The following is a 22,687-nucleotide window of genomic DNA, read 5'->3' as shown; positions in this document are numbered from 1 at the left end:
ATGTTTAATCATGATGATCCTTTAGAGAATTTTCCTCTATTCATGCTGTTTCATTTTCATTATTTCTTCCTGAGCGTTTTTTAGTTCCTGCTGGCTTTTTTATAGATTTTATGTTCTCATTCATAATTACGACTGGTTGTTCATTTTTTTCTATTGTATCTTTCGTAATTACACATTTTTCAATTTTTTCATTAGATGGGATTTCAAACATTACTTCCATCATGACTGACTCTAAAATTGCTCGAAGTCCACGTGCTCCAGTTTTACGTTCTAACGATTTTTTAGCTATTGCAGTTAATGCTTCCTCTTCAAATTCAAGTTCCACATCATCCATTTCAAAAATTGCTTTGTATTGTTTCACTAAAGCATTTTTTGGTTTTGTTAAAATTTCAGTTAAAACGATTTCTGTTAAGCTCTCTAATGTAACACTAACCGGTACTCTTCCAACAAATTCAGGAATCAATCCATATTTTAATAAATCTTGTGGCAGTAGGTTTTTTAATATTACGCCTACATCTATATCCTTTTGACTTTCGATATTGGCACCAAATCCCATTGCCTTCTTACCAACACGTTTTTCAATTATTTTCTCAAGACCATCAAAAGCTCCCGCACAAATAAATAAAATATTGGTAGTATCGATTTGAATAAACTCTTGATGCGGATGCTTTCTACCACCTTGTGGTGGAACAGAAGCAACTGTACCCTCTAATATTTTTAGCAAAGCCTGTTGAACGCCTTCTCCACTAACATCTCTCGTAATTGAAGGGTTCTCTGATTTACGTGCAATCTTATCAATTTCATCAATATAAATAATTCCTTGTTCAGCCTTTTCAATATCAAAATCAGCTGCTTGGATCAATCTTAAAAGAATGTTTTCTACATCTTCGCCTACATAACCTGCTTCCGTCAAGGAGGTTGCATCTGCAATTGCAAATGGAACATTCAACATTTTAGCTAAGGTTTGTGCAAGTAAAGTTTTTCCTGAACCAGTAGGGCCAACCATAAGAATATTACTCTTAGATAGCTCTACATCTGCAGACTTGTAATCGCTTCTGATTCTCTTGTAATGATTATAAACAGCTACTGATAACGCCTTCTTTGCATTATCCTGTCCAATAACATACTCATTTAAAAAGTCGAAAATTTCTTTAGGCTTTGGTACATTATCTAAAGTTATCTCATCCTTAAATTCTTGAAATTCTTCTTCAATTATATCTGCACATAATTCTATACATTCATCACATATATAGACATTCGGACCAGCAATCAACTTTCTTACTTGATCTTGTGTTTTATGGCAAAAGGAACATCTCAATGGTTTTTTATCATCAAATTTATTAGGCATTTATACACCTTCTTTTAATCAAAATTAATGTTGCGGATTAATATTATCTTTTATAGAATACTTTATCAATTAATCCATAAGCCGCAGCTGCTTCTGCTGTCATAAAATTATCTCTTTCTGTAGCAGCAGCAATTGTTTCATAGCTTTGACCCGTATTTTCACTTAAAATTTCATTTAACTTCTTACGCATTTCAATAATACGATCTGCGTGAATTTTAATATCCGTTGCTTGACCTCTTGCACCACCCGATGGTTGATGAATCATGATCTCTGCATTTGGTAACGCGAATCTCTTACCTTTAGCACCACCTGCTAACAAGAAAGCACCCATGCTAGCTGCCATCCCAACACACATCGTAGATACATCTGGTTTGATATATTGCATTGTATCATAGATAGCCATACCTGATGTAATAGAACCACCTGGACTATTGATGTACAAATGAATATCCTTATCCGGATCTTCTGATTCTAAAAACAAAAGCTGAGCAACAACTATGCTTGCTGTTGTATCGTTTACTTCTTCTCCTAAAAATATAATTCTTTCTTTTAATAATCTAGAAAAAATATCATAGGATCTTTCGCCTCTACTAGTTTGCTCTATAACATAAGGGACTAAACTCATCTGTTCTACCTCCACTCTCTACTTTTCAATCGCTGTATCTGTAATCAAATCTAATGCTCTTTGATTCATCATATCTTGTTGAATTGAAGCTTTTTCATCTTCGCCAATGCTTTCTGATAGTTTGTCAAATTCCATTTGATATAGCTCAGCCATTTTGTTCATTTCAGCTATATAATCTTCATCAGAAATTACAAATCCTTCAGCATTTGCAACGCCTTCTAATACCAATCGTACTTTAATTTTAGTTTCAGCTTCTTTTTTCATAGCTTCTTTTAAGGTTGCCATGTTTTGACCAGTATAGCTAAAGTATTGTTCTATATTCAAACCTTGATATTGTAATCTATGAGCAAATTCATGTGTCATGTTTTCAGCTTCAAGATCTACCATCGGTTCTGGCAAATCAATCTTTGAACCATCAACTAATTTAGTTAAAACCTCTTCTTGCTTTTCTTTTACTGCACTTTTTTCTTTGCGCTCTTTAATTGTTTCCTTTAAGCTAGCTTTGTATTCATCTAATGTTTCAAATTCTGAAACGTCTCTTGCAAACTCATCATCTACTACTGGCAATTCTTTTGCCTTGATGCCTTTGATCTTTACTTTAAAGTTAGCTGGTTGGCCTTGAAGCGCTTCAACATGATATTCTTCTGGAAAAACAACCAATACATCGACTTCTTCATCTAATGCTTTGTCAATTAATTGTTCTTCAAATGTATCAATAAAGGAATGAGACCCTATTGTAAGTTCATGATTTTCAGCGGTACCGCCTTCAAATGCAATCCCATGAACAAAGCCTTCAAAATCAATCGTTACTTTATCTTGTTCAACGATTCTTCTATCTGTTACATCTACTATTCTAGAATTTTGTTCTCTCACTTTTTCTATTTCGGCATTTATGTCTTCTTCCGTAACTTCAACGGGACGTGGTGCAACTTCAATACCTTTATATTGACCTAACTCTATTTCAGGCTTAACTGCAACCAATGCAGTAAAAATAAAGTTATTGCCTTTTTCAATTTGTTCAATATCAATCTCAGGTCTAGAAACAACCTCTAAATTGTTCTCTTCAACTGCGTTATCATATGCTTCTGGAATCACATAATTAGCCGCGTCATCATATAAAACTTCTGGTCCGTAAATTTTTTCGATCATTTGTCTTGGAGCTTTACCTTTTCTAAATCCTTGGACTGTCATTTTACCTTTGTTTTTGTTATATGCATTTTGCATGCCTTCTTCAAATCTGGCCGCATCAACTTCAATAGTCAGTTTAACCATACTATTTTCTAATACTTCAACCTTTGTACTCATTTCTGTTTGTTTCCTCCTTGTGGATGTATAATAAACGCTTTACGTTTAATGCTTTGATATTTAACTTCTTATTAGTAATAGGGCATAAATACCCATAATTAACCGTTTTTCTATTATATCATACCCCTTTTAATATTGCTACCCTTTTTTCTGTTGTATCACTAATTACATTTTACTATGGTAAAACCCCTTTAAACAAATTATTTAAAAGAGCATTATCGGATATCTTTCGTTCTGGATTATCACTAAAACAAATATACAAAGCATATTGACCTCTTGTTCTATTCTGCCTATCCAACCTGAAAATCGCGCAGAATAATTGTTGTTTCCTCAAGACATGCAAATATTTCCATATAATTATCCATATTTTTTGTAATGCTTCAAACTCGAAAATAAGTTATAATTCTTCTATCAATTGTATGTTTGATGATTCATAAATTTAGGAGGCAACTTATGAGTACATATTTAGATTATTATAATGAAAATTTTGCACCAAGTCTAAAAGCAATAGACTTATTCTTAAAAACAAAAACAGCATCTTCCTTTTCTATTGATGTAGTTTCAGAGTTACTTGATTTATCTGCTGATGAAATCAAATCTCTTATGAAAGGCATCGGGATAGATATCTTAGATAGAGTATCCTTTTTTACGATTATGCAATATGGTAGTAGTCCTGTCTGCAGACTTTTCTCTAGAGAGCTTCAAAGAAAGCTACCAACGTCCTACAGCTTTCAAGATGTCTCCTATATTTACCAAATACCATACGATCAAATCGTTGAAGCAGCTCAAAAGGCAGATATCTCAGTTATAACAAATCAAAATATACATACTTTATTTTCTAATATCATTCTGGTATGTTAATTTACCTAGATGATCACGACATAATCATCTTCTTTCGAAGTGCTTCAATATAACTAGAATCTTTGCTCGTTTTTAATAATTCTAGAGCAAAAGATATTGCTACACCAGCACCTTTCCCTGTGATCACATTGTTACTTGTAACAATATCCATATTCTTTACTTTACAACCTATTAGTTGACTTTCATACCCAGGATAACAGGTTGATTCTTTGTTGTTCAAAATACCCAGTTCCCCTAAAACACTTGGTGCAGCACAAATTGCTCCGAGTGTTTTTCCTTTTTTATTAAACTCTATTAAAAGAGCACACAGCTGTTTATGTTTACCTAAATTCGTTGTTCCTGGCATCCCACCCGGTAAAACAAGCATATCATAATCATCAAATTGTGTCTCAGTAAAAAGCTTGTCAGCTTTAATCGTTATGCTATGTCCACCTTCAACATATTGGCTATTAGATATCGATATCGTATCAACGTTAGCCTCCCCTCTTCTTAAGACATCAATGATGCTTATTGCCTCTATTTCTTCAAAACCCTCTGCTAAAAAAATAGCTACTTTCATATTTTAATCCTCCAAACATTTACAATAATCTAATTGAAATGATCTTATCATTCAATGACGTTGCAGACAATATTTATTGTCATTTTATTAAAAAAAGTTACTTTAAAGCACTTCAAAAAAAACGGTTGCCAGAAGTAAGACACCCTTCATGGCAACCATCTATTACATAATTTCTCTTGCGCGATGGCAAGCAACAAAATGCTGTTCTTCAATTTCTTCAAAAACTGGAGTTTCTTGTCGACACTTGTCAATAGCATAACTACAGCGCTCGACAAATCTACAACCATTTGGTGGGTCTATAGGGCTTGGTACATCACCCTCAAGTATAATTCTTTGCCTTCCTCTTTGAGTCTCCGGATTAGGGATTGGGATAGCGGACAGCAATGCTCTCGTATAGGGGTGGATTGGATGACTATAAAGCATCTCACTGTCTGCTAGTTCCATCATATGTCCTAAATACATTACGCCTACCCGATCAGAAATATATCTAACCATGGATAAATCATGGGCAATAAACAAATAGGTTAATCCTAACTTTTCTTGTAAATCTTTTAATAGATTTACAACCTGTGCTTGTATAGATACATCTAGTGCAGAAATAGGTTCATCACAAATAATAAATTTGGGGTTTAGCGCTAATGCCCTAGCTATTCCAATTCTTTGTCTTTGACCACCAGAAAATTCATGAGGAAACCTCATAGCATGTTCTTCACCTAAACCAACCAATTCTAACATCTCAATAACTCTACTGCGTCTTTCTTCATTTGTTTTATATGTTTTATGAATATCTAATGGTTCTGCAATAATATCTTCAACCGTCATTCTTGGATTCAGACATGCGTAGGGATCTTGAAAAATCATTTGGAAATTCTTTCTAACATCTTGCATTTCCTTCCTGGAAAGGGTGAAGACGTTTTTTCCATTAAAAATAAGTTCACCATCTGTAGGTTCATATAACCTCATAATTGTTCTACCAGCAGTTGATTTCCCGCAACCTGATTCGCCAACTAAACCTAAGGTTTCACCAGGATATATGTCGAAGTTAAGCCCATCAACTGCCTTTAACATACCTTTTCCAACTTGAAAGTACTTTTTTATATTTTTAGCCGAAATTAAGGGTTCCATTAAGAAATCCTCCCTTCTTTTGCAAAGTCATGATTTAACCAGCATCTACTATAATGACTTTCACCGTGTTCGGAAAGTTCTGGCATGTAATCCTTACAGACTTTCATCGCCTTATCACAACGCGCATAAAATGCGCAACCTTTAGGAGGTATATATAAATCTGGGGGTGTCCCATCAATAGCATTCAATGCTTCATTTTTATCCATGTCTAATCTTGGAACAGATTGTAACAGCCTAATCGTATAAGGATGCTGGGCATGATTAAATATTTCATCTACAAGTCCTGCTTCTACAATTTGCCCTGCATACATTACTAGAACCCTATCACTCATATCCGCAACAACACCTAAGTCATGTGTAATAAGTATAATGGCCATATCTTGTTTTTCTTGCAAACTCTTCATAAGCTCAATGATTTGTGCTTGTACCGTAACATCTAATGCCGTTGTAGGCTCATCAGCTATTAATAATTGAGGGCTTGCAACCATCGCAAGGGCGATCATCACTCTTTGTCTCATACCCCCTGAAAACTCATGTGGATATTGTTTTACTCTTTTTTCAGGTTGAGGTACCGATACGAGCTCAAGCATTTCAATAGCCTTTGCTTCTGCTTCAGCCTTTGTCATTTTTTGATGCTTTAATAGCCCTTCAACAATTTGTGTTCCAACCCTCATAGTTGGATTTAACGAAGTCATCGGATCTTGAAAAACCATACTAATATGATTGCCTCTAATGCTTCTCATTTCTTTATCACTTTTTTCTAGCAAGTTTTCTCCATTGAAAAAGATTTCTCCACCTTTACAGAAAGCAGGAGGCACTGGGAGCAGCTGCATAATGGAATTAGCTGTAACACTTTTCCCACATCCTGATTCACCAACAATCGCAACGGTTTCTTTCCTTCCAACATCAAAACTAATACCACGAACAGCTTCAACTTCACCAAAAAATGTTTTAAATGATATTTGTAAGTCTTTGACTTCAAGAATTTTTTCCATTTTTTCTCCTTTCTCTTATTTACGTAGTCTTGGATCTAGTGCATCCCTGAGTCCATCTCCTAGTACATTAAAAGCAAACATAATGATTGAAATAAAAATAGCTGGGATTAATATTTGATAACCATTTCCAACAGCCATACCTGCTAAACCATCACTCGCCAAGGATCCCAAGCTGGATTTTGGTAACTGAATCCCAAGTCCTAGAAAACTCAATGTAGCCTCAGCAAAAATAGCTCTTGGCACTGTTAGTGTAACATTTACTAAAATAGGTCCTAAGGTGTTAGGAATAATATGTTTCCTTAATATCCATTTTTTATCTGCTCCAATAGATTCAGCCGCTAATGCATATTCACTTTCTTTAAGCTGAAGCACCTGTCCTCTAACCAAAATTCCCATTGGCACCCAACCAGTTAGGCTCATTGCTAATATCAATGAAAATAAGCTGGTACCTTGACCCTGCGAGGAGAAAACAACTGAAAGCAAAATAACAATGAGCAAGTAAGGAATACTATAAATTACCTCTGCAATACGCATCATAATACTATCTACTCTTCTAGTTGATATTCCAGCAACTCCACCATATAGTACACCAATTAAAAAATCGATTGCAGCAGCCATTACACCAATAAATAGTGAGTATCTTGCCCCAAGCCACAATCTAGAAAACAAATCCCTTCCAAGTTCATCTGTTCCAAACCAATGAACCCCGTTAGGCTTAATATTAATAAAATCTAAGTTTTGTACATAATACTTAAATCCATTGATTTCTGTTCCTATTGCTGCCATAACAATAAATCCAATAATGATATACAAACCTACCATTGCCAACTTATTCATCTTGAGTCTACGCCATACATCTGGCCAGTATTTTATGCTTGGGCGTTTTATAGTGTCTGCATTTTTATTTTCCAGAGAGACTGGTTGAAATAACTCCTTCGTTAATTCGAAATCTGCCTTCATTAATGTCCCTCCTTTGTTAGCCTAATTCTAGGGTCGATTAGAACATAAGCAATGTCAACGATCAAAAGCATCCCAATTAAAATGGTAGCATAGAAAATTGTCGTTCCCATAATTAATGTATAATCTCTATTACTAATTGAAGAAATAAAGAACATTCCAAGTCCTGGAATACCAAATATTTTTTCAATAACAAAGCTTCCTACCATTAAATTACTAACAATTGTGCCAAGCACAGATACTATAGGTAAAATAGAATTTCTAACCGCATGTTTTACTACAACCGCTAGCTTTGAGATACCTTTTGATTTAGCAGTTTTTATATAGTCTTGTCCAAGTACTTCAAGCATACTAGAACGCATCAGCCTTGCAGTTTGAGCAAGTGGCATCATAGAAAGTGCAATACTTGGTAAAATAGTATGTGCAAAAGTTCCCCATCCACCAATCGGTATCCACGAAACATTTCTTGCAATAAATTGAATAAAAACAGTTCCAAGTATAAAGCTGGGAACAGAAATCCCTAGTATTGCAATAACCATCGAGAAATAATCTGGCCACTTATTTTGATGTAGCGCTGCCAAGGCACCAAGAGCTGGTCCAAAGATCAGCGCAATCAACAGTGCTTGAAGACCAAGATAAGCCGATACTGGAAATCCTCTTTTAATCATATCATTCACAGTCTCAACTCTAGATTTCATGGAATCACCCAAGTCACCTTTTATAACTTGCTTTAGATAAATAACGTATTGTTCAGATTTTGGCTTATCCAGTCCATATTTTTTTAGCAGGTTCTCATATACTTGAGGAGGCATTTTACTTTCAGATTTAAAAGGATTTCCCGGTATTGAATGCATTAGAACAAAAGTAATAGTAATAACGGCCCATACAGTAATAACCGCCAATAGTAATCGCTTTAAAATAAATTTTAGCATTTATTATATCTCCTTTTTTAATATTTTTAAGCTTTGCTGCTCTACATGAATAAACTCAATTTGGCATTATACATATAAAGCAGTAAAGCTTGCTAAATCAGCTAGCAAGCATTGCTACTCTAAAGAAGGAAGGCGTCCTTTAGGACGCATTCCCTATTACTGCTTTTATTTCTTGTTTATAATACTTATTTTACAATATCTGCATATATCATTGATGGGTATCTATTTACTACCTTCGTTACTCCTGTAACATAAGGTTTTTGAGCATATGGATTTGTATAATGATAAATTGGTGCTACTGGAAGTTGTTCCATTAGCAATACTTCTGCTTGACGCATTGCATCAAAACGCACCTTTTGGTCAGCAGTAGATTTAGCCGTTTTGATTAATGCATCATATTCCGCATTACTAAAGCCTGAATCATTATAAGGACCATCTGTAACAAATAAATCAAGGAATGTCATTGGATCTACATAGTCACCAATCCAACCTGCACGAGATATTGAATAGTCTCCTGCTTTTTCCCTGTCAAGCTTAACTTGGAATTCCACATTTTCGATTTGAACTTCAATACCTAAAGTGTTTCTCCACATTTCTTGAATTGCTTGAGCAATTTTCTTATGTCCTTCTTGGGTGTTGTAAAGAATACTAAACTGGTTCATATCAGCCAATGTCATGCCTTCTTCAGCAAGCCCTTCTTCTAATAGCGCTTTTGCATTCGTTGGATCATAAGAAATTAAATTACCAACGTCTTCACGGAAATCAACGTTATTTTCATTTGGGATACCAAATGGTGTAACACCACCTGCTGGTAATTGCCCACCTTGAGATACTTTATCAACAATCGTTTGACGATCTATTGCTGAAGATAATGCCTTTCTTACCTTAATATTGTTAAAAGGCTTAATATCGTTGTTAAAATTATAGTAATAGGTTGCTAATTCTGCTCCAATGACTAACTCTTTGTTGCCATCTGCATTAAGTTGCGCAACTACTGCTTGTGGAAGAGGAAGTAATAAGTCATACTCTCCACCTTCATATTTTTGCCATGCTGTATTTTCATCTTCTAAAATTCCCAATTCAATACCATCGAGTTTTACATTTTTTGCATCGTAATAATTATCATCTTTAGATAAAACAATTTTTGACTTATGCACCCATTCAGTAAGCTTAAATGGTCCATTGGATACATATGTTGAAGGATCCTTCGACCATTCTGGGTTCCCTTCAGCAACTTTTTTATTAACTGGGAACAATGCATAAAACGCAGTAAGCTCCAAGAAGAAAGGTGCTGGTTGTTCTAATACTACTTCTAAGGTCTTATCATCAATTACTTTAATACCTACGTCCTCAACAGAAGCTTTACCAGCATTATAAGCTTCCCCGTTCTTTATGTAGAAAAATTGATAGGAATAGTATGCTGCTGTTACTGGATCAAGAGAATGTTTCCAAGCATACTCAAAGTCTTGAGCTGTAACTGGATCACCATTAGACCATTTAACATCATCACGAAGTGTGAAAGTATATGTCACTCCATCCTCGGCTAATGCAACCTCTTTTGCCATTCCACCTACAATTTCCCCATCAGGTGTTCTTTTCATTAATCCTTCAAATACATGGTCAAGAACCCATGACTCATGCGTTCCTTGTGCAAGTGCTGGATCCAATGACCCTGGTTCACTTGAATTGTTTGTTCTTAAAATCTTTGCTTCCTTGTTTCCCCCTGCGCCACAACCTGTCATAGCAATAGCTGCAATAAGAATCAAAATTAATAGTACAGATAATTTCTTACTCATTTTGTTTCCTCCCTTTGAGATTTATCATAACATTTTACCATTAAATAGCCTAATTATCAACTTATTTTTGGTTATATCGTTTTAAATTCGAAATTGAAAATGCATAAAAATGCACATATACTGCAGTTATAATCACTTATTTGAATGTAATTATAGTCAGTGTTTTTATAGCGTATATTATAATTTGATAACCTAACATACTTACACTTCAATATCAAGCTAAATTGTCTTCAGCACGTGTTTATTTTTTAATGTTATAATATATACTGTAATTTTTTTCATTCACAGCTCCTCATTGGTTTATTCACTATTAATTCATTTTGTAACTTTGTTTTATTTAGTTGATCCACGGAATTACTATATAGTTTGTAACATTGATATGCTATAATTATTTTACAATTAGTTCATTATTTTATATTGCATTATATAAATTAGATAATGCGTTATACATATAATAAATCGGTTTGATCAATCTAAATACAAGGAGGATATCTCTATGGAAATCGAAAAAAAATTCTTAGTTAAAGACATTCCATTTGACTTAGATAAATTAAAATGTGATGCAATATCACAAGGTTATATTTGCACTAGCCCAGTTATACGTATCCGCCAAAAGGGAGCAAATTTTTATTTAACCTGTAAGTCAAAGGGCTTAATGGCTCGAGATGAGTTTGAAATTGAAATATCAGACGATGAATTCTTATTACTTAGTAAGAAGGTTGATTATAACTTGATTACTAAAATCAGATACTATATTCCACTTACTGATAGTTTAACCATTGAATTAGACATATTTAAAGGCGTTTTAAACGGACTTATACTTGCCGAGGTAGAATTCCCTTCCCTTGAGGCTGCATATGCTTTTATACCGCCTACATGGTTCGGAAAAGAAACCACTAATGATACTAGATTTCATAACAATTATTTATGTCAATTAGATGACTTGAGTGGGTATGACATATGATTATAAATATTCATGTACCCTCTTTATTCTGGGTGGTGAAACGCATTTCATATATGTTACCTACACAACAAAAGAAGATTTCAGAGTTATCTGAAATCTTCTTTTGTTGTGATGCGGGTGACAGGAGTTGAACCTGCACGGTCGCCCGCTAGATCCTAAGTCTAGTGCGTCTGCCAATTCCGCCACACCCGCATATTATAAAGGCATACCATTTCTGGTAAGTGAGTCACCCGGGACTCGAACCCGGGACACCTAGATTAAAAGTCTAGTGCTCTAGCCAGCTGAGCTAGTAACCCATAAACTGGGTAGGAAGGATTTGAACCTTCGAATGCAGGAGTCAAAGTCCTGTGCCTTACCGCTTGGCGACTACCCATTATTATTAAGGGTGGATAATGGGTCTCGAACCCACGGCCTCAAGAGCCACAATCTTGCGCTCTAACCTACTGAGCTATACCCACCACATATTACTTTCATATTTACTATGATCGTAAAGCGTGCCTGCGGGGATTCGAACCCTGGACACCCGCCTTAGAAGGGCGGTGCTCTATCCAGCTGAGCTACAGACACAAATTTATTATTAGTCTAATTATCAAAAGCAAGCATCGCTTGCTTATAATTAAGCGGGTAGTGGGAATCGAACCCGCGTAACCAGCTTGGAAGGCTGGTGTTCTACCATTGAACTACACCCGCCAAAAGTCGGGGTGACAGGATTCGAACCTGCGGCCTCTTGATCCCAAATCAAGCGCTCTAGCCAAGCTGAGCCACACCCCGTAGTCTTTTTTGCTTTGCGCAATATTTCCGGCGCAAGTGATATTATACCTACTATTTAACTCTTTGTCAATGCTTTTTTTTAAAAGTTATTTTATCGTGTTTAGTGTCGCATGTAATACGCCTTTATCATCAATTTCAAGAATTCCATAGGACGGCTTCATGCTACGCCTTGGCTCTGAAATGCTACCTGGATTCATCAAAATAACATCTTCGACGTATCCAATATATGGCACATGTGTATGACCAAACAATACAGCATCAACTTGCTTTTGTAAAGCAACTGAACCAATTTCTTTGTAACCACTCTTTACACCATAGTAATGTCCATGTGTGATCAAAATCTTTTTGCCTAACAACGAAATGATCTTTTCTTTTGGAGCAATTGTTTCATAAAAATCGCAATTTCCAGAGACATAATCAATAGGTATCCTCCCATAAATGCTTTCAATATCCTGCGCATCTGCAACCAAGTCACCTAAATGAATAATTCTATCCACATCTGTAATCTTTGTTACGAGGTCTATTACATTTCTGATATGTCTATGTGTATCACTAATAACAAGTATTTTCATAAAACTCCTTAAAGAAAACCTTCCACATTGTCGATGTGTGTCACACAAGGTCAAAGTATAACATACACGTTTATGATTGGCAAGTGGAAAATTTTTTCATTTTGATTATCTTTTATTACCCTCTCAATAGCGCAATTATTTTACACTTATATATTGGTATTTCCTGTAAAATATTCTTCTAAAATTTCCCTCATTGCTCTTAGTGCCTTGCCTCTGTGACTGATAGAATTCTTCAAATCAGATGGCATTTCACCCGTTGTCAGCTTATATTCTGGAACGTAAAGAATTGGATCGTAACCAAATCCATTGTCACCCTTTGCTTCAAATGCAATGGTACCCTCTATAGTACCTCTAGTAGTCATTGTATTCCCCTCTGGAAATGCTGCAGCTATTACACATACAAAACGTGCTGTTCTCTTAGATTCCTTAACCCCTTCTAATCTATCGATTAACAGCTTGTTTTTTATTTTATACGGGGTATCTACACCCCCATACCTTGCTGAATAAATTCCAGGTTCCTTGTCCAAATAATCAACCTCTAATCCTGAGTCATCAGCTAATACAATTTCCCCTGTTGCCTTCATTATTTCTTCCGCTTTTTTTATGGCATTTTCCTCAAAGGTTAAACCATCTTCTTCAACATCAGTATCAATCCCTGCCTCCTCCATGGAAATAACTTCTATTCCAACTGCACCAAGGATTGCATTAATTTCTTTTAATTTATGTTCGTTTTTTGTAGCGAAAATAATAGGCTTATAACTCATCTGCAATTTCTCCTAACACTTCCTTTTGTATCAGTATTAGCTCAGCAATACCTTTTTCTGCTAATTCAAGTAAGCTGTTCAATGTAGCTTTAGAAAATGGCGCTTGCTCTCCAGTTCCTTGCACCTCAATAAATTCCCCTTGATCTGTCATAATAACATTCATATCCACCTTAGCATGACTGTCTTCTTGATAGCATAAATCCAGAAGCGCTACTTCTTCAACAACACCTACACTAATTGCCGCTACAATACCAGTTAGAGGCATTTTAGTAATTAAACCTTGTTTAAGTAACTTATGACATGCCAATGCAAGGGCTACATATGCTCCAGTAATAGATGCAGTTCTAGTACCTCCATCCGCTTGAATTACATCACAGTCTAATGTAATTGTTCTTTCTCCAAGTGCTTTATAATCTACAACTGCTCTTATAGCTCTACCGATTAACCTCTGTATTTCTACACTTCTGTTATTCTGTCTTAATTTACTTATATCTCTTGTAGTTCTTTCTCCTGTTGCTCTAGGCAGCATCGAATATTCTGCTGTAACCCAACCTTCTCCAGAATCCTTTTTAAAAGATGGGATTCTCTCCTCTACGCTTGCATTACATATAACCTTAGTATTTCCCATTTCAATCAATACTGACCCTTCAGGGTATAGAATATAGTCTTTAGTTATCTTGACATTTCTTAAGGAGTCAAAATTTCTTCCATCTATTCTTTTCATATCATCATTCATTTTGATTGTTTCCTTTCAATCCATTTTTCTCTAGTATACCTATTTATGGTAGTTCCTTCAACAAAATTTTTAACTTCTCCATTTATTGTAACCGTAACATACTGAATTTTTTCAAATGAAAATGCCGTATCAAGTATGAGCGCAACTAGCTGCTCTTCCCACATATTACCTCCATAGTTTAACAACTCCTCTGAAAAATCCAAGAGTAATTCACCGTCCAAAACAATTACCTTATTTAGTTTACTACCTTCTGGAATAAAACAATCCTCTTGTTTATTTCCCAACATCAGTAATTGATATGCAGCATTTATACTTTGTTGCATTTCAATTTCGCAAGGTTCCTTAACTGTTTTCTTCCCTTCACCAATGCTATTTGTAGATTTTTCTAATTGTAATTTCTCTGCTGCATTTACTGTTTCCACTCCAATAACCTCTGTGTCGAGCTGCCTAATCAGTCCAAACTCAATCCCCTCTGAATCCACTAAATTAAACTGACAAGCAATAAATAATCCCATTAAAAACCCAACTATTTTACTATACATATTTATCCTGCCCCTTTTTTTATAGTGACTAAATCACATATCTATATGTTAATATTTTACTTTATTGTTCTTTTATTAACAACGGGGTCTTTTTGTAAGTTTTTATCATCTTCTACGTATATTGAACTACTGCTTCGAAATGTATTTTTGAACATGTTAAAGGGGCCGCTTTTCCAATTCAAGACTGAGCAGCAATGCTTTGCTCGGCTTGAGTTGGAGAAACGCCCCCATATTAAGTAAATTATTGTTCTGTTTCAGATAAGTAACTTTCTAAATCTTCAATCGCCTTCACTTCATCTTCCCCATCTGCGCTGATGATTAAAGATTCACCTTCTAATACGCCTAAAGACATCATCCCCATAATGCTCTTGGCATTTACCTTTTTTTCTTGAAGGGATACATAGATATTGCTTTTAAATTGACTAGCAACCTGCACAAACAAAGCTACTGGTCTGGATTCGAAGCCTGACGCAATTTTTACTGTAATTTCTTTTGATACCATCTTGTCCTCCTTTAATTATCTCTAAGTTTTTCAGCTATTTCGCCTATTTTTCTAAGTCTATGATTGACACCTGATTTACCAACAGGTGGATCTAACATTGTACCTAGCTCTTTTAATGTAGCATCTCTGTACATCATCCTAAGCCTTGCCATATCCTCTAAGGTTTCTGGTATACTATTAAGTCCAACAGTTGCATCAATATATTCAATATCCTCTATCTGTCTCACCGAGGCATATACTGTTTTGTTCAGATTTGCAGTTTCACAATTCACAATACGATTTACGTTATTTCTCATTTCCTTAAGAATCCTTAAATTCTCAAGCTCCATTAATGCAACATGACCTTCCATAATATTTAATAAATCAACTATTTGAGTGCCTTCTTTTAAATACACAACAAAATATTTTTTTCTTTCAACAATCTTAGCATCCATTTCAAAAGAGTTAATCAATTCCATCAGTTCTTGACTGTGTTTCTTATGTAGATTTACGAACTCTAAATGATAGGTTTTTTCCGGATCGCTCATTGAACCACTCGCTAAAAATGCCCCTCTAATGTAAGCTCTTTTACAGCATACACTTTGAACAACTAATGGATGAATTCTATGGAAGATTTCAATTTGATCATCATGAATATCAATTAATTTTGTAGCCTTTAATACCTTCTGCGCTACTAAACTATTGGTCAGATACATGATATATACACGGTTTTTTTTCAGATAACTATTACGTCTAATAAGTACTTCAACATTAATATTAAAGGTTTTCTTGATGATTGTAAAGTACTTTCTTGCAACTGCAGCATTTTCAGTTTGCACCTTTATACTAACATCTCCATTGGTATCCACCTTAATCTTTCCACACATGTTAATAATTGCAGCAATTTCGGCAATTTTACAATGTCTTCCACCACCTATGTGCCTAGATAATTCTTCTTTTACTCTAGTTGAAAAAGACATATCATCACTTCCATTCTATAGATTAATAATAACTTTTGCTAATTCTTCTGAATTATGTCTTATGTAGCAATCTTCAGTATTGATTTTAGCCAGTGAGCTCCTAACAACCGTTCTACTTTCATTTGATATTAAATCAACAACGACTTGTTGTGCACCATCTTCTTCATAAAGAAAAAGTACTTCTTCATCAATTTCCTTATCATTTACAATTATATAATTAACAATACCTTTCCCAAGATATTCTTCAATAACATCTATATGCTTTTTCAAAGTATAATGATCCGTCTCACCTGGTTGCGTCATTATATTACTAACATATACAACCTTGGCTGTTGACTGTTTTATGGCATCCCCGATTCCACAAACCAATAAATTGGGTATAATACTCGTATATAGACTACCAGGTCCAAGGACAATCGTGTCAGCAGTTTTTAGCGCTTGAACTGCCTTATCATACGCCTTTGGAGAATCAGGTTCTAGATACATTTTTTGAATCGCTTTGCTTTTCATTTTACTTTGATCTACTATTTCTGTTTCGCCTGTAGTAATTGTTCCATCATCAAATAACGCGCATAGTTGAATATTTTCAACTGTAACCGGTAGCACTCTTCCCTTTACAGCCAATACTTCATTAAACTTTTCAACTGCTAGTTCAAAACTTCCCAATATATTATTGAGTGCTGCTATAAATAAATTTCCAAGGTTTTGTCCCTCTAAGCTTCCCTCTGTAAAACGATAACCCAATACCTGATTCATTAATGATTCTGTTTCTGCTAAGGCAAGAATACAGTTTCTAATATCACCAGGTGGAAGAATATTCATTTCTCTTCTAAGGATTCCTGAGCCACCACCATTGTCAGCCACAGTAACAATTGCCGTCAAATTATCAGTATACGCCTTCAATCCTCTTAACATAGTTGATAGGCCTGTTCCTCCACCAATACACACTATATGATGATCCTCTTTCATATTCATAGAATTCCATACCCCTTATATTATTTGCCACGTTTAGCATCTTTTTCGATGTCTCTATGATGTATGTTTACACTATATTCGTTGCCCTTCAAGCTTTCACATAGCGCATTTGCCATTGTTACAGAACGATGCTTTCCTCCTGTACACCCTATGCTAATCACCAATTGATTTTTGCCCTCTTTAATATAATTTGGTAGTAAAAAGCTAATCATATCCTCTAACTTTTCTAGAAATTTTTGGGTAACATCCCATCCCATAACATAATCTTTAATGACTTGATCATTACCCGTTTTGTGTTTTAGTTCAGATATATAAAACGGATTCGGGATAAATCTTACATCGAATACCAAATCTGAATCTGAAGGAATCCCATATTTAAACCCAAAAGATAAGATAGTAATGATCAAATTCTCATACTTTCTACCTTCAGTGAAAATCTTAATAATTTCTTCCTTTAATTCCCTAGTCAATAAATTACTAGTATCAATGATATACTTAGCTCGTTCTTTAGCTTCAACAAGCATTTCTCTTTCTAACTTAATCCCATCTTGGATTCTACCATTTACTACCAATGGGTGCTTTCGTCTAGTTTCCTTATATCTCTTAATTAAAATATCATCATTTGCATCCAAAAAAATCAGATCAACATTGTAACCACTTTGATTGATTTCTCCAATTTCTTTAAAGAGCTCCGCAAAAAGATTCCCACCTCTAATATCAATGCCTAGTGCAACTTTATTGATACCCGAATCTGGACTAAAACAAATTTCCGCAAACTTTTTTATTAGAATAGGGGGCAGATTATCTACACAAAAAAATCCGATGTCCTCAAGAATTCTTAAAACTGTACTTTTACCTGCACCTGACATTCCTGTAACTACTGTAAATTGCATTTGGTCCATCCTTTCCAACGGCTTTTTATAGCGCATTGTAAACTACTTTACTCACCAAGTAGTTTTACTTCAGGCTCTAATTCTACTCCAAACATTTCCTTAACTACCTCGCGTACATGTTCCATTAATAAGATAACATCCTCGGCAGTAGCACTTCCTTTATTTACTACAAAACCACAATGTTTTTCAGAAACTTGGGCACCACCTATACAGTGACCTCTTAGTCCTGCATCCATGATAAGTTTGCCTGCAAAATACCCCTCAGGACGTTTAAAGGTACTTCCTGCGCTTGGCATTTCAAGTGGTTGCTTGGTTTTTCGCTTATGGTTAAGTTCATCTAAGGTCCTCTTAATGAGTTCCTTCTCTCCCTTTTTCAACTTAAGGGTTGCACTAATTGCTACATAGTCTTCCTTTTGCAAAATACTGCTACGATAATCTAATGCTAAGGCTTCTTTCGGCAGATTGATAAAATCTCCTTGATGAGTTACTACCGTAACTTCTTCAACAATATGCTTCATTTCTCCACCATAAGCACCTGCATTCATAAAAACAGCACCACCTAATGTCCCTGGTATGCCCGATGCAAATTCAAAACCCTCAAGACTTGCTTCATAAATATCTTTTGAAAGTCTTGATAATAATACTCCAGCTTGAGCATACACTCTATCATCAACTATTCTTACTTCATTAAAGTTTTTGTATATTTGCAATATTACTCCTCTAAAGCCCTTGTCCGATACCAATAAATTGCTACCATTACCCATTATATAATATGGTATTTTCTCATTTGAACAAAGCTTGATCGTACTTACTAGCTTCTCAATATTTTTAGGAGCAATAAAAAAATCCGCTGGTCCACCAATTTTAAATGAGGTATGCAGTTTCATTGGTTCATTTCTTAATATTTCATTGTCCTCTAATATGCTTCTCAATTTATTAAATATTTCGTTATTATTCACGCTACGACTCCATTTCTATAAACTAAAGATTTATAACTTATCTTATTAATGTATCCTACTTATGATTCCAAATATATCTAGCACTTCTCTACGGCTTATGCTTGCCGTAATTAGATTATACCACGAGAGTCTATTTGTAGCAATTAAGTAAAGAAAATCAACGACAGAATATTATACATCTATCACCAAAAAAAAGCATCAAAAAGGCTTTTTAGTTGCCTTCATGATACTTTGTTTTTTTATTGCTTTATTTATTTTAATGCTTCTTCATTTACTTCCACTGAATATTTTGCTTTTAATTTAGCAAGCGTAGCGTCGTATACTTCACCTTGCTTTTCTTGAACTACCATTTGATTTAATTGACTTGCAACCTCTTCAAAACTTTTTTCACCTGATGTTATCTTCTCATCAACCATGATCAAGTGATAACCAAAGGATGTTTTAACCAGGTCACTAAGTTCACCAACTTCAAGAGAAAATGCAGCTGCTTCAAATTCAGGAACCATTCTTCCCTTTTCAAAAACCCCTAAATCTCCACCATTTTCCTTTGAAGGACAAGTGGAATACTTTTGTGCTGCCTCAGAAAATTCTAAACCAGATTCAATTTCACCTTTTATTTTTTTTGCTTCTGCTTCATGTTCAACTAAGATGTGTCTAGCTCTTAATTGATCCTGACTAATAAATTTATTTTTATTTTTTTCAAAATAATCACGAATTTCTTCATCTGTAGCAGTAACATCTTGAAGGAGCTTTTGAATGGCATAACGCTGTAGCAAGCCATGTGTAGCCTCTTCTAAGGTTTTTTTAAATTCTTCATCAGCTTGGAGATTATTATCTAATGCATCTAAATATAATAATTCGCCTGCTATCATTTCGTCTAATAATCTCTTTGCACCTGCTTGTGTTGACACTTCCATTGCTTGTTGTTGAGGTAAGCTTCTTATAATATTGATCATCTGTTGTTTCGTAATTTCAATATTGCCTACTTTAGCTATTACATTATTTTCCATTGTATTTTTCTCCTATGACTTATCTCCTGTATTGAGTAAATAAACTCATTTATTAATATTACACTATTTACTATTGCTTTTCAAGAAAATATTCTATTAGCTATAGTATTTAGCCCTTGGCGTAGCATGTAATACAATATAAATCGGATGGAGAAAACATAGCGATAGCAAGTATTTTTATTTTTTATATACTTGGCAGTTTTCACAGAAATATATACTACCACCCATATAACTTTCCTTTTTATTTAAGCTACCACACACAATACATGGTTCATTCACTGTGTTTTTACTTTGTTTCGTTTTATACCCTCCAGCGCAGCCAAATAAATCCTTTTCAGTATCTCTTCCACCTTGAAACATCATTTCAGTCAAGGTTACTTTAATCGAATGAAAGGTTTCATTTTTTTCTAAATCGCTAAAAGTAGCAATCTTTTTCTTAGGATGAATTTTAGCATTAAACAGTACATCCTGTAACACACCATTACCTAGGCCTGGAATTCTTTGTTCAGTAGCTAAAAAAGCTTTTGCACTTAATTTTTGTACTTCATCTGCTGAAATAAGCTGATTAAAATAATCCCAACTGAACAAATCTATAAATGGCGAAGGCTTTTGCTTTGCCGTTTCATAGTATGGGTTATCAATCTCTCCCTCTTTAAAGCACATTATACCGCCATACATTTGTATCGAGATGCTAATTGCAGAGAAATCATCAAATTCGACTAATAATTGATGCTTCTTAGGACGTTCTTCATTTACATGATGATATCTAATACCTATACCTTCACAAAATAACATAACTGCATCTTGAACCTTGATTTCCAACATACCACCCTGATTCACTGCACCATCAATCGTTTTTTCTGATAAAAGGTCATGATATGCCTGAGGATCCTTATGGTACCATGCAAACTTGTGGGGTGAACATGCTGCAACCACATTCATGATCTTCTTTCCTTTGATTGTTTCGTTGATTTGCTGGGCTATTACTTTTGCTTCAGGTAATTCCATCATAATAAATTTTCACATCCTTCTGCTGTGTTATCCTTTACTTCAAAGGCATAACAATTTTGGTTAATAGTTCACTTTCTTCAACCTCCATTGGAGAGTTGTAATAGTATTCGTAACATATTCCTATAGCCTCATAACCATTCTCCTCAATCCATTTAGCCATGGCTTCATATGGCTTTTCCATTTGAGAATAAGGCCCTTTATGCATGCAGGAGGCATATTTTCCAGCCGGTATGATTGTTGCTTTCATATCGTCCTTGTCTTGCAATTGACTTGCAACAGGAAAACCCATTTCAACATCTAAGTCATTCATATCCAAATTATAATATGCGGTGTAAGGTGCATCAATAGGTGTTTGTCCAAGCCCAGTAAGATGTTGCATTATTTTTCCATATGCTTCACCAATTTTTGAGGGCAATTCTTCAATCTTTGTTCTTGTTCTAATTGATAATACCTTTTGTTCTTGTTGCTCATTTAATAAAATTTCGTAGTTCATAATTATTCCTCCAAATCAATGTTCAAAACCTCTGCATTCGCTCAGGTTTCATAATGAATAGTATAATTATATTCTACACTCTATGTTTGACATCAGTATGTCATATTATATACACTATTGATAATTTTTTAAGGAATTTTCTATTCTATACTTCACTTCAAGTCGTATTGTTTCAGGTTCTAATACCTCCAGCATACTACCATACGATAATAAATATCCATATATCCAATCATCTTCTGGAAATGCAACATGAACATCACAAGTACCATCAGCATTTCTAGTAATAAGCTCATCATCAAAATCATCATAAATTCTATATAAAGCCTGAGGTTGAAACCTTAAAATTAACGGTATTAGAACCATCATAGGGTCAGTAAATTCTTGATAATCAATTGCTTGTTCCTGCCTTCTTTCATAAAACTCTTCAGTTACAATCACATTCTTCACTCTTGAAATTCTAAACATTCTAAAGTCGCATTTGTTTTTACAATAGCCCCACAAATACCATCCTTGCCCTTTAAATAACAGCTTCATAGGCTCTATAAATCTCTGGCTTTTATCTCCTTCGCTATTAACATAGTCACATGAAACTACTTTATGTTCTAATATCGCTCTTTTTATTTCTTGAAACTTATTATATTCATTTGGTCTACTTCCCCATGGAGAAAAATCAATATGTACCCAATCGGTAGCATTTGTTTTTTTAAAGACTGAACTAATTTTATCAAGGATCAGTTCAACATCTGGATACCTTGTAGCCTCTAATGTTTTTAATGCAAGTAAAATACTATCGCTCTCTTGCTCCGATATCACTGTTTTATTCAGTGTAAAGCTATCAAGCAAGGATATTCCTCCACCCTTACCTTTATTTGCATAAACAGGTACCCCAGATAAAGATAAAACATCTATATCTCTATAAATCGTTCTAGTAGATACTTCGAATCTATTCGCCAATTCTTTAGCAGTAATGCTTCCTTTATTCATCAATAATATTGTTATTTCAAGTAACCGATTTATTTTCATTGATATCACC

Annotated in this window: 24 protein-coding genes and 7 tRNA genes; 2 read left to right on the top strand and 29 right to left on the bottom strand. The window is 34.7% G+C overall.

The genetic code is table 11. From position 1 onward, the window contains the following. Positions 1 to 40 precede the first annotated feature (40 nt). Genes CVU84_11485 through CVU84_11475 form a run of 3 tightly spaced genes read right to left on the bottom strand, consistent with a single transcriptional unit; the run spans position 41 to position 3,278 of the window. The gene (locus CVU84_11485) at positions 41 to 1,348 is read right to left on the bottom strand and encodes an ATP-dependent Clp protease ATP-binding subunit ClpX (GenBank protein ID PKM94075.1); all 1,308 of its coding nucleotides are present in this window, start codon (positions 1,346 to 1,348) and stop codon (positions 41 to 43) included. A 43-nt stretch (positions 1,349 to 1,391) separates the two neighbouring features. After that, on the bottom strand, positions 1,392 to 1,973 hold the full coding sequence (gene clpP / locus CVU84_11480) for an ATP-dependent Clp endopeptidase, proteolytic subunit ClpP (protein PKM94074.1): 582 nt from the start codon (positions 1,971 to 1,973) through the stop codon (positions 1,392 to 1,394). Between the two features lie 18 nt (positions 1,974 to 1,991). Continuing rightward, entirely contained in the window at positions 1,992 to 3,278 is a 1,287-nt protein-coding gene (locus CVU84_11475; protein ID PKM94073.1) for a trigger factor, read from the bottom strand. Between the two features lie 453 nt (positions 3,279 to 3,731). Between CVU84_11475 and CVU84_11470 the strand changes: the two genes are divergently transcribed. Next, on the top strand, positions 3,732 to 4,139 hold the full coding sequence (locus CVU84_11470) for a hypothetical protein (GenBank protein PKM94072.1): 408 nt from the start codon (positions 3,732 to 3,734) through the stop codon (positions 4,137 to 4,139). A gap of 13 nt (positions 4,140 to 4,152) precedes the next feature. Here the strand turns inward: CVU84_11470 and CVU84_11465 are convergent, their stop codons facing one another. The 6 genes from CVU84_11465 to CVU84_11440 form a co-directional block, all read right to left on the bottom strand. Then, entirely contained in the window at positions 4,153 to 4,698 is a 546-nt protein-coding gene (locus CVU84_11465; GenBank protein ID PKM94071.1) for a DJ-1 family protein, read from the bottom strand. Positions 4,699 to 4,860: 162 nt separating this feature from the next. Continuing rightward, the gene (locus CVU84_11460; GenBank protein ID PKM94070.1) at positions 4,861 to 5,823 is read right to left on the bottom strand and encodes an oligopeptide ABC transporter ATP-binding protein OppF; all 963 of its coding nucleotides are present in this window, start codon (positions 5,821 to 5,823) and stop codon (positions 4,861 to 4,863) included. Further along, positions 5,823 to 6,818 carry a peptide ABC transporter ATP-binding protein gene (locus CVU84_11455; GenBank protein PKM94069.1) on the bottom strand — a complete coding sequence of 332 codons (996 nt, stop codon included), beginning with the start codon at positions 6,816 to 6,818 and terminating at the stop codon, positions 5,823 to 5,825. Before CVU84_11455 ends, CVU84_11460 begins: the two co-directional genes overlap by 1 nt. A gap of 15 nt (positions 6,819 to 6,833) precedes the next feature. Further along, positions 6,834 to 7,778, bottom strand: a complete 945-nt coding sequence (locus tag CVU84_11450) for a diguanylate cyclase (GenBank protein PKM94068.1) — start codon at positions 7,776 to 7,778, stop codon at positions 6,834 to 6,836. Next, complete coding sequence (locus tag CVU84_11445; GenBank protein PKM94067.1) at positions 7,778 to 8,707, bottom strand: peptide ABC transporter permease; 930 nt, start codon at positions 8,705 to 8,707, stop codon at positions 7,778 to 7,780. The genes CVU84_11450 and CVU84_11445 overlap by 1 nt, the downstream gene beginning before the upstream one ends. Positions 8,708 to 8,892: 185 nt before the next feature. Next, the gene (locus CVU84_11440) at positions 8,893 to 10,503 is read right to left on the bottom strand and encodes a peptide ABC transporter substrate-binding protein (GenBank protein PKM94066.1); all 1,611 of its coding nucleotides are present in this window, start codon (positions 10,501 to 10,503) and stop codon (positions 8,893 to 8,895) included. A gap of 496 nt (positions 10,504 to 10,999) precedes the next feature. On the opposite strand from CVU84_11440, the gene CVU84_11435 reads away from it, so the two are divergent. Further along, positions 11,000 to 11,467: an adenylate cyclase gene (locus CVU84_11435; GenBank protein PKM94065.1), complete on the top strand. Its 468-nt coding sequence runs from the start codon at positions 11,000 to 11,002 to the stop codon at positions 11,465 to 11,467. 109 nt (positions 11,468 to 11,576) lie between these two features. Here CVU84_11435 and CVU84_11430 read toward each other — a convergent pair. The 20 genes from CVU84_11430 to CVU84_11335 all read right to left on the bottom strand — a co-directional run bounded on the left by CVU84_11430 (position 11,577) and on the right by CVU84_11335 (position 22,677). Continuing rightward, positions 11,577 to 11,659: transfer RNA gene (locus CVU84_11430), tRNA-Leu, on the bottom strand. Positions 11,660 to 11,689: 30 nt separating this feature from the next. Next, positions 11,690 to 11,763: transfer RNA gene (locus tag CVU84_11425), tRNA-Lys, on the bottom strand. Positions 11,764 to 11,768: 5 nt separating this feature from the next. Continuing rightward, positions 11,769 to 11,840 (bottom strand) — tRNA-Gln (locus tag CVU84_11420). An 11-nt stretch (positions 11,841 to 11,851) separates the two neighbouring features. After that, positions 11,852 to 11,925: transfer RNA gene (locus CVU84_11415), tRNA-His, on the bottom strand. Positions 11,926 to 11,960: 35 nt separating this feature from the next. Beyond that, positions 11,961 to 12,034, bottom strand: a tRNA-Arg gene (locus tag CVU84_11410). A 52-nt stretch (positions 12,035 to 12,086) separates the two neighbouring features. Beyond that, positions 12,087 to 12,157 (bottom strand) — tRNA-Gly (locus CVU84_11405). 6 nt (positions 12,158 to 12,163) lie between these two features. Continuing rightward, positions 12,164 to 12,238: transfer RNA gene (locus CVU84_11400), tRNA-Pro, on the bottom strand. A gap of 86 nt (positions 12,239 to 12,324) precedes the next feature. After that, entirely contained in the window at positions 12,325 to 12,810 is a 486-nt protein-coding gene (locus tag CVU84_11395; protein PKM94064.1) for a metallophosphoesterase, read from the bottom strand. Positions 12,811 to 12,956: 146 nt separating this feature from the next. Beyond that, positions 12,957 to 13,574, bottom strand: a complete 618-nt coding sequence (locus CVU84_11390; protein ID PKM94063.1) for a non-canonical purine NTP pyrophosphatase — start codon at positions 13,572 to 13,574, stop codon at positions 12,957 to 12,959. Next, positions 13,564 to 14,298, bottom strand: coding sequence for a ribonuclease PH (locus CVU84_11385; GenBank protein PKM94335.1), 735 nt, complete (start codon positions 14,296 to 14,298; stop codon positions 13,564 to 13,566). The genes CVU84_11390 and CVU84_11385 overlap by 11 nt, the downstream gene beginning before the upstream one ends. Before the next feature lie 8 nt (positions 14,299 to 14,306). Then, positions 14,307 to 14,852 carry a hypothetical protein gene (locus CVU84_11380; GenBank protein ID PKM94062.1) on the bottom strand — a complete coding sequence of 182 codons (546 nt, stop codon included), beginning with the start codon at positions 14,850 to 14,852 and terminating at the stop codon, positions 14,307 to 14,309. 241 nt (positions 14,853 to 15,093) lie between these two features. After that, positions 15,094 to 15,354 (bottom strand): HPr family phosphocarrier protein, encoded by a 261-nt coding sequence (locus tag CVU84_11375; GenBank protein ID PKM94061.1) that lies wholly within the window; start codon positions 15,352 to 15,354, stop codon positions 15,094 to 15,096. Positions 15,355 to 15,365: 11 nt separating this feature from the next. Continuing rightward, positions 15,366 to 16,313 (bottom strand): DNA-binding protein WhiA, encoded by a 948-nt coding sequence (gene whiA, locus CVU84_11370; protein ID PKM94060.1) that lies wholly within the window; start codon positions 16,311 to 16,313, stop codon positions 15,366 to 15,368. A 15-nt stretch (positions 16,314 to 16,328) separates the two neighbouring features. Further along, positions 16,329 to 17,288 carry a hypothetical protein gene (locus CVU84_11365; GenBank protein ID PKM94059.1) on the bottom strand — a complete coding sequence of 320 codons (960 nt, stop codon included), beginning with the start codon at positions 17,286 to 17,288 and terminating at the stop codon, positions 16,329 to 16,331. 20 nt (positions 17,289 to 17,308) lie between these two features. Next, complete coding sequence (locus CVU84_11360; GenBank protein ID PKM94058.1) at positions 17,309 to 18,181, bottom strand: RNase adapter RapZ; 873 nt, start codon at positions 18,179 to 18,181, stop codon at positions 17,309 to 17,311. A gap of 47 nt (positions 18,182 to 18,228) precedes the next feature. Further along, positions 18,229 to 19,068, bottom strand: coding sequence for a UDP-N-acetylenolpyruvoylglucosamine reductase (locus tag CVU84_11355; protein PKM94334.1), 840 nt, complete (start codon positions 19,066 to 19,068; stop codon positions 18,229 to 18,231). A gap of 323 nt (positions 19,069 to 19,391) precedes the next feature. Continuing rightward, positions 19,392 to 20,150: a peptidylprolyl isomerase gene (locus tag CVU84_11350; protein PKM94057.1), complete on the bottom strand. Its 759-nt coding sequence runs from the start codon at positions 20,148 to 20,150 to the stop codon at positions 19,392 to 19,394. A gap of 177 nt (positions 20,151 to 20,327) precedes the next feature. Continuing rightward, positions 20,328 to 21,161, bottom strand: coding sequence for an endonuclease VIII (locus CVU84_11345; GenBank protein ID PKM94056.1), 834 nt, complete (start codon positions 21,159 to 21,161; stop codon positions 20,328 to 20,330). Between the two features lie 34 nt (positions 21,162 to 21,195). Beyond that, positions 21,196 to 21,654: an AraC family transcriptional regulator gene (locus CVU84_11340; protein ID PKM94055.1), complete on the bottom strand. Its 459-nt coding sequence runs from the start codon at positions 21,652 to 21,654 to the stop codon at positions 21,196 to 21,198. A gap of 114 nt (positions 21,655 to 21,768) precedes the next feature. Continuing rightward, positions 21,769 to 22,677, bottom strand: a complete 909-nt coding sequence (locus CVU84_11335) for a YafY family transcriptional regulator (protein PKM94054.1) — start codon at positions 22,675 to 22,677, stop codon at positions 21,769 to 21,771. Positions 22,678 to 22,687: the final 10 nt, after the last annotated feature.

It is taken from the genome of Firmicutes bacterium HGW-Firmicutes-1, from assembly GCA_002841625.1.
In the GTDB taxonomy this organism is placed as follows: Bacteria; Bacillota; Clostridia; order Lachnospirales; family Vallitaleaceae; genus HGW-1.
The sequence above is the reverse complement of the archived record's forward strand: the minus strand, read 5'-3'. Positions and strand labels throughout refer to the sequence as shown.

Excerpts from the sequence above, each read along its gene's own strand:
- CVU84_11485 (PKM94075.1), bottom strand. The coding sequence starts at position 1,348 with ATGCCTAATAAATTTGATGATAAAAAACCATTGAGATGTTCCTTTTGC.
- clpP (PKM94074.1), bottom strand. The coding sequence starts at position 1,973 with ATGAGTTTAGTCCCTTATGTTATAGAGCAAACTAGTAGAGGCGAAAGA.
- CVU84_11475 (PKM94073.1), bottom strand. The coding sequence starts at position 3,278 with ATGAGTACAAAGGTTGAAGTATTAGAAAATAGTATGGTTAAACTGACT.
- CVU84_11470 (PKM94072.1), top strand. The coding sequence starts at position 3,732 with ATGAGTACATATTTAGATTATTATAATGAAAATTTTGCACCAAGTCTA.
- CVU84_11465 (PKM94071.1), bottom strand. The coding sequence starts at position 4,698 with ATGAAAGTAGCTATTTTTTTAGCAGAGGGTTTTGAAGAAATAGAGGCA.
- CVU84_11460 (PKM94070.1), bottom strand. The coding sequence starts at position 5,823 with ATGGAACCCTTAATTTCGGCTAAAAATATAAAAAAGTACTTTCAAGTT.
- CVU84_11455 (PKM94069.1), bottom strand. The coding sequence starts at position 6,818 with ATGGAAAAAATTCTTGAAGTCAAAGACTTACAAATATCATTTAAAACA.
- CVU84_11450 (PKM94068.1), bottom strand. The coding sequence starts at position 7,778 with ATGAAGGCAGATTTCGAATTAACGAAGGAGTTATTTCAACCAGTCTCT.
- CVU84_11445 (PKM94067.1), bottom strand. The coding sequence starts at position 8,707 with ATGCTAAAATTTATTTTAAAGCGATTACTATTGGCGGTTATTACTGTA.
- CVU84_11440 (PKM94066.1), bottom strand. The coding sequence starts at position 10,503 with ATGAGTAAGAAATTATCTGTACTATTAATTTTGATTCTTATTGCAGCT.
- CVU84_11435 (PKM94065.1), top strand. The coding sequence starts at position 11,000 with ATGGAAATCGAAAAAAAATTCTTAGTTAAAGACATTCCATTTGACTTA.
- CVU84_11395 (PKM94064.1), bottom strand. The coding sequence starts at position 12,810 with ATGAAAATACTTGTTATTAGTGATACACATAGACATATCAGAAATGTA.
- CVU84_11390 (PKM94063.1), bottom strand. The coding sequence starts at position 13,574 with ATGAGTTATAAGCCTATTATTTTCGCTACAAAAAACGAACATAAATTA.
- CVU84_11385 (PKM94335.1), bottom strand. The coding sequence starts at position 14,298 with ATGAAAAGAATAGATGGAAGAAATTTTGACTCCTTAAGAAATGTCAAG.
- CVU84_11380 (PKM94062.1), bottom strand. The coding sequence starts at position 14,852 with ATGTATAGTAAAATAGTTGGGTTTTTAATGGGATTATTTATTGCTTGT.
- CVU84_11375 (PKM94061.1), bottom strand. The coding sequence starts at position 15,354 with ATGGTATCAAAAGAAATTACAGTAAAAATTGCGTCAGGCTTCGAATCC.
- whiA (PKM94060.1), bottom strand. The coding sequence starts at position 16,313 with ATGTCTTTTTCAACTAGAGTAAAAGAAGAATTATCTAGGCACATAGGT.
- CVU84_11365 (PKM94059.1), bottom strand. The coding sequence starts at position 17,288 with ATGAATATGAAAGAGGATCATCATATAGTGTGTATTGGTGGAGGAACA.
- CVU84_11360 (PKM94058.1), bottom strand. The coding sequence starts at position 18,181 with ATGCAATTTACAGTAGTTACAGGAATGTCAGGTGCAGGTAAAAGTACA.
- CVU84_11355 (PKM94334.1), bottom strand. The coding sequence starts at position 19,068 with ATGAAACTGCATACCTCATTTAAAATTGGTGGACCAGCGGATTTTTTT.
- CVU84_11350 (PKM94057.1), bottom strand. The coding sequence starts at position 20,150 with ATGGAAAATAATGTAATAGCTAAAGTAGGCAATATTGAAATTACGAAA.
- CVU84_11345 (PKM94056.1), bottom strand. The coding sequence starts at position 21,161 with ATGATGGAATTACCTGAAGCAAAAGTAATAGCCCAGCAAATCAACGAA.
- CVU84_11340 (PKM94055.1), bottom strand. The coding sequence starts at position 21,654 with ATGAACTACGAAATTTTATTAAATGAGCAACAAGAACAAAAGGTATTA.
- CVU84_11335 (PKM94054.1), bottom strand. The coding sequence starts at position 22,677 with ATGAAAATAAATCGGTTACTTGAAATAACAATATTATTGATGAATAAA.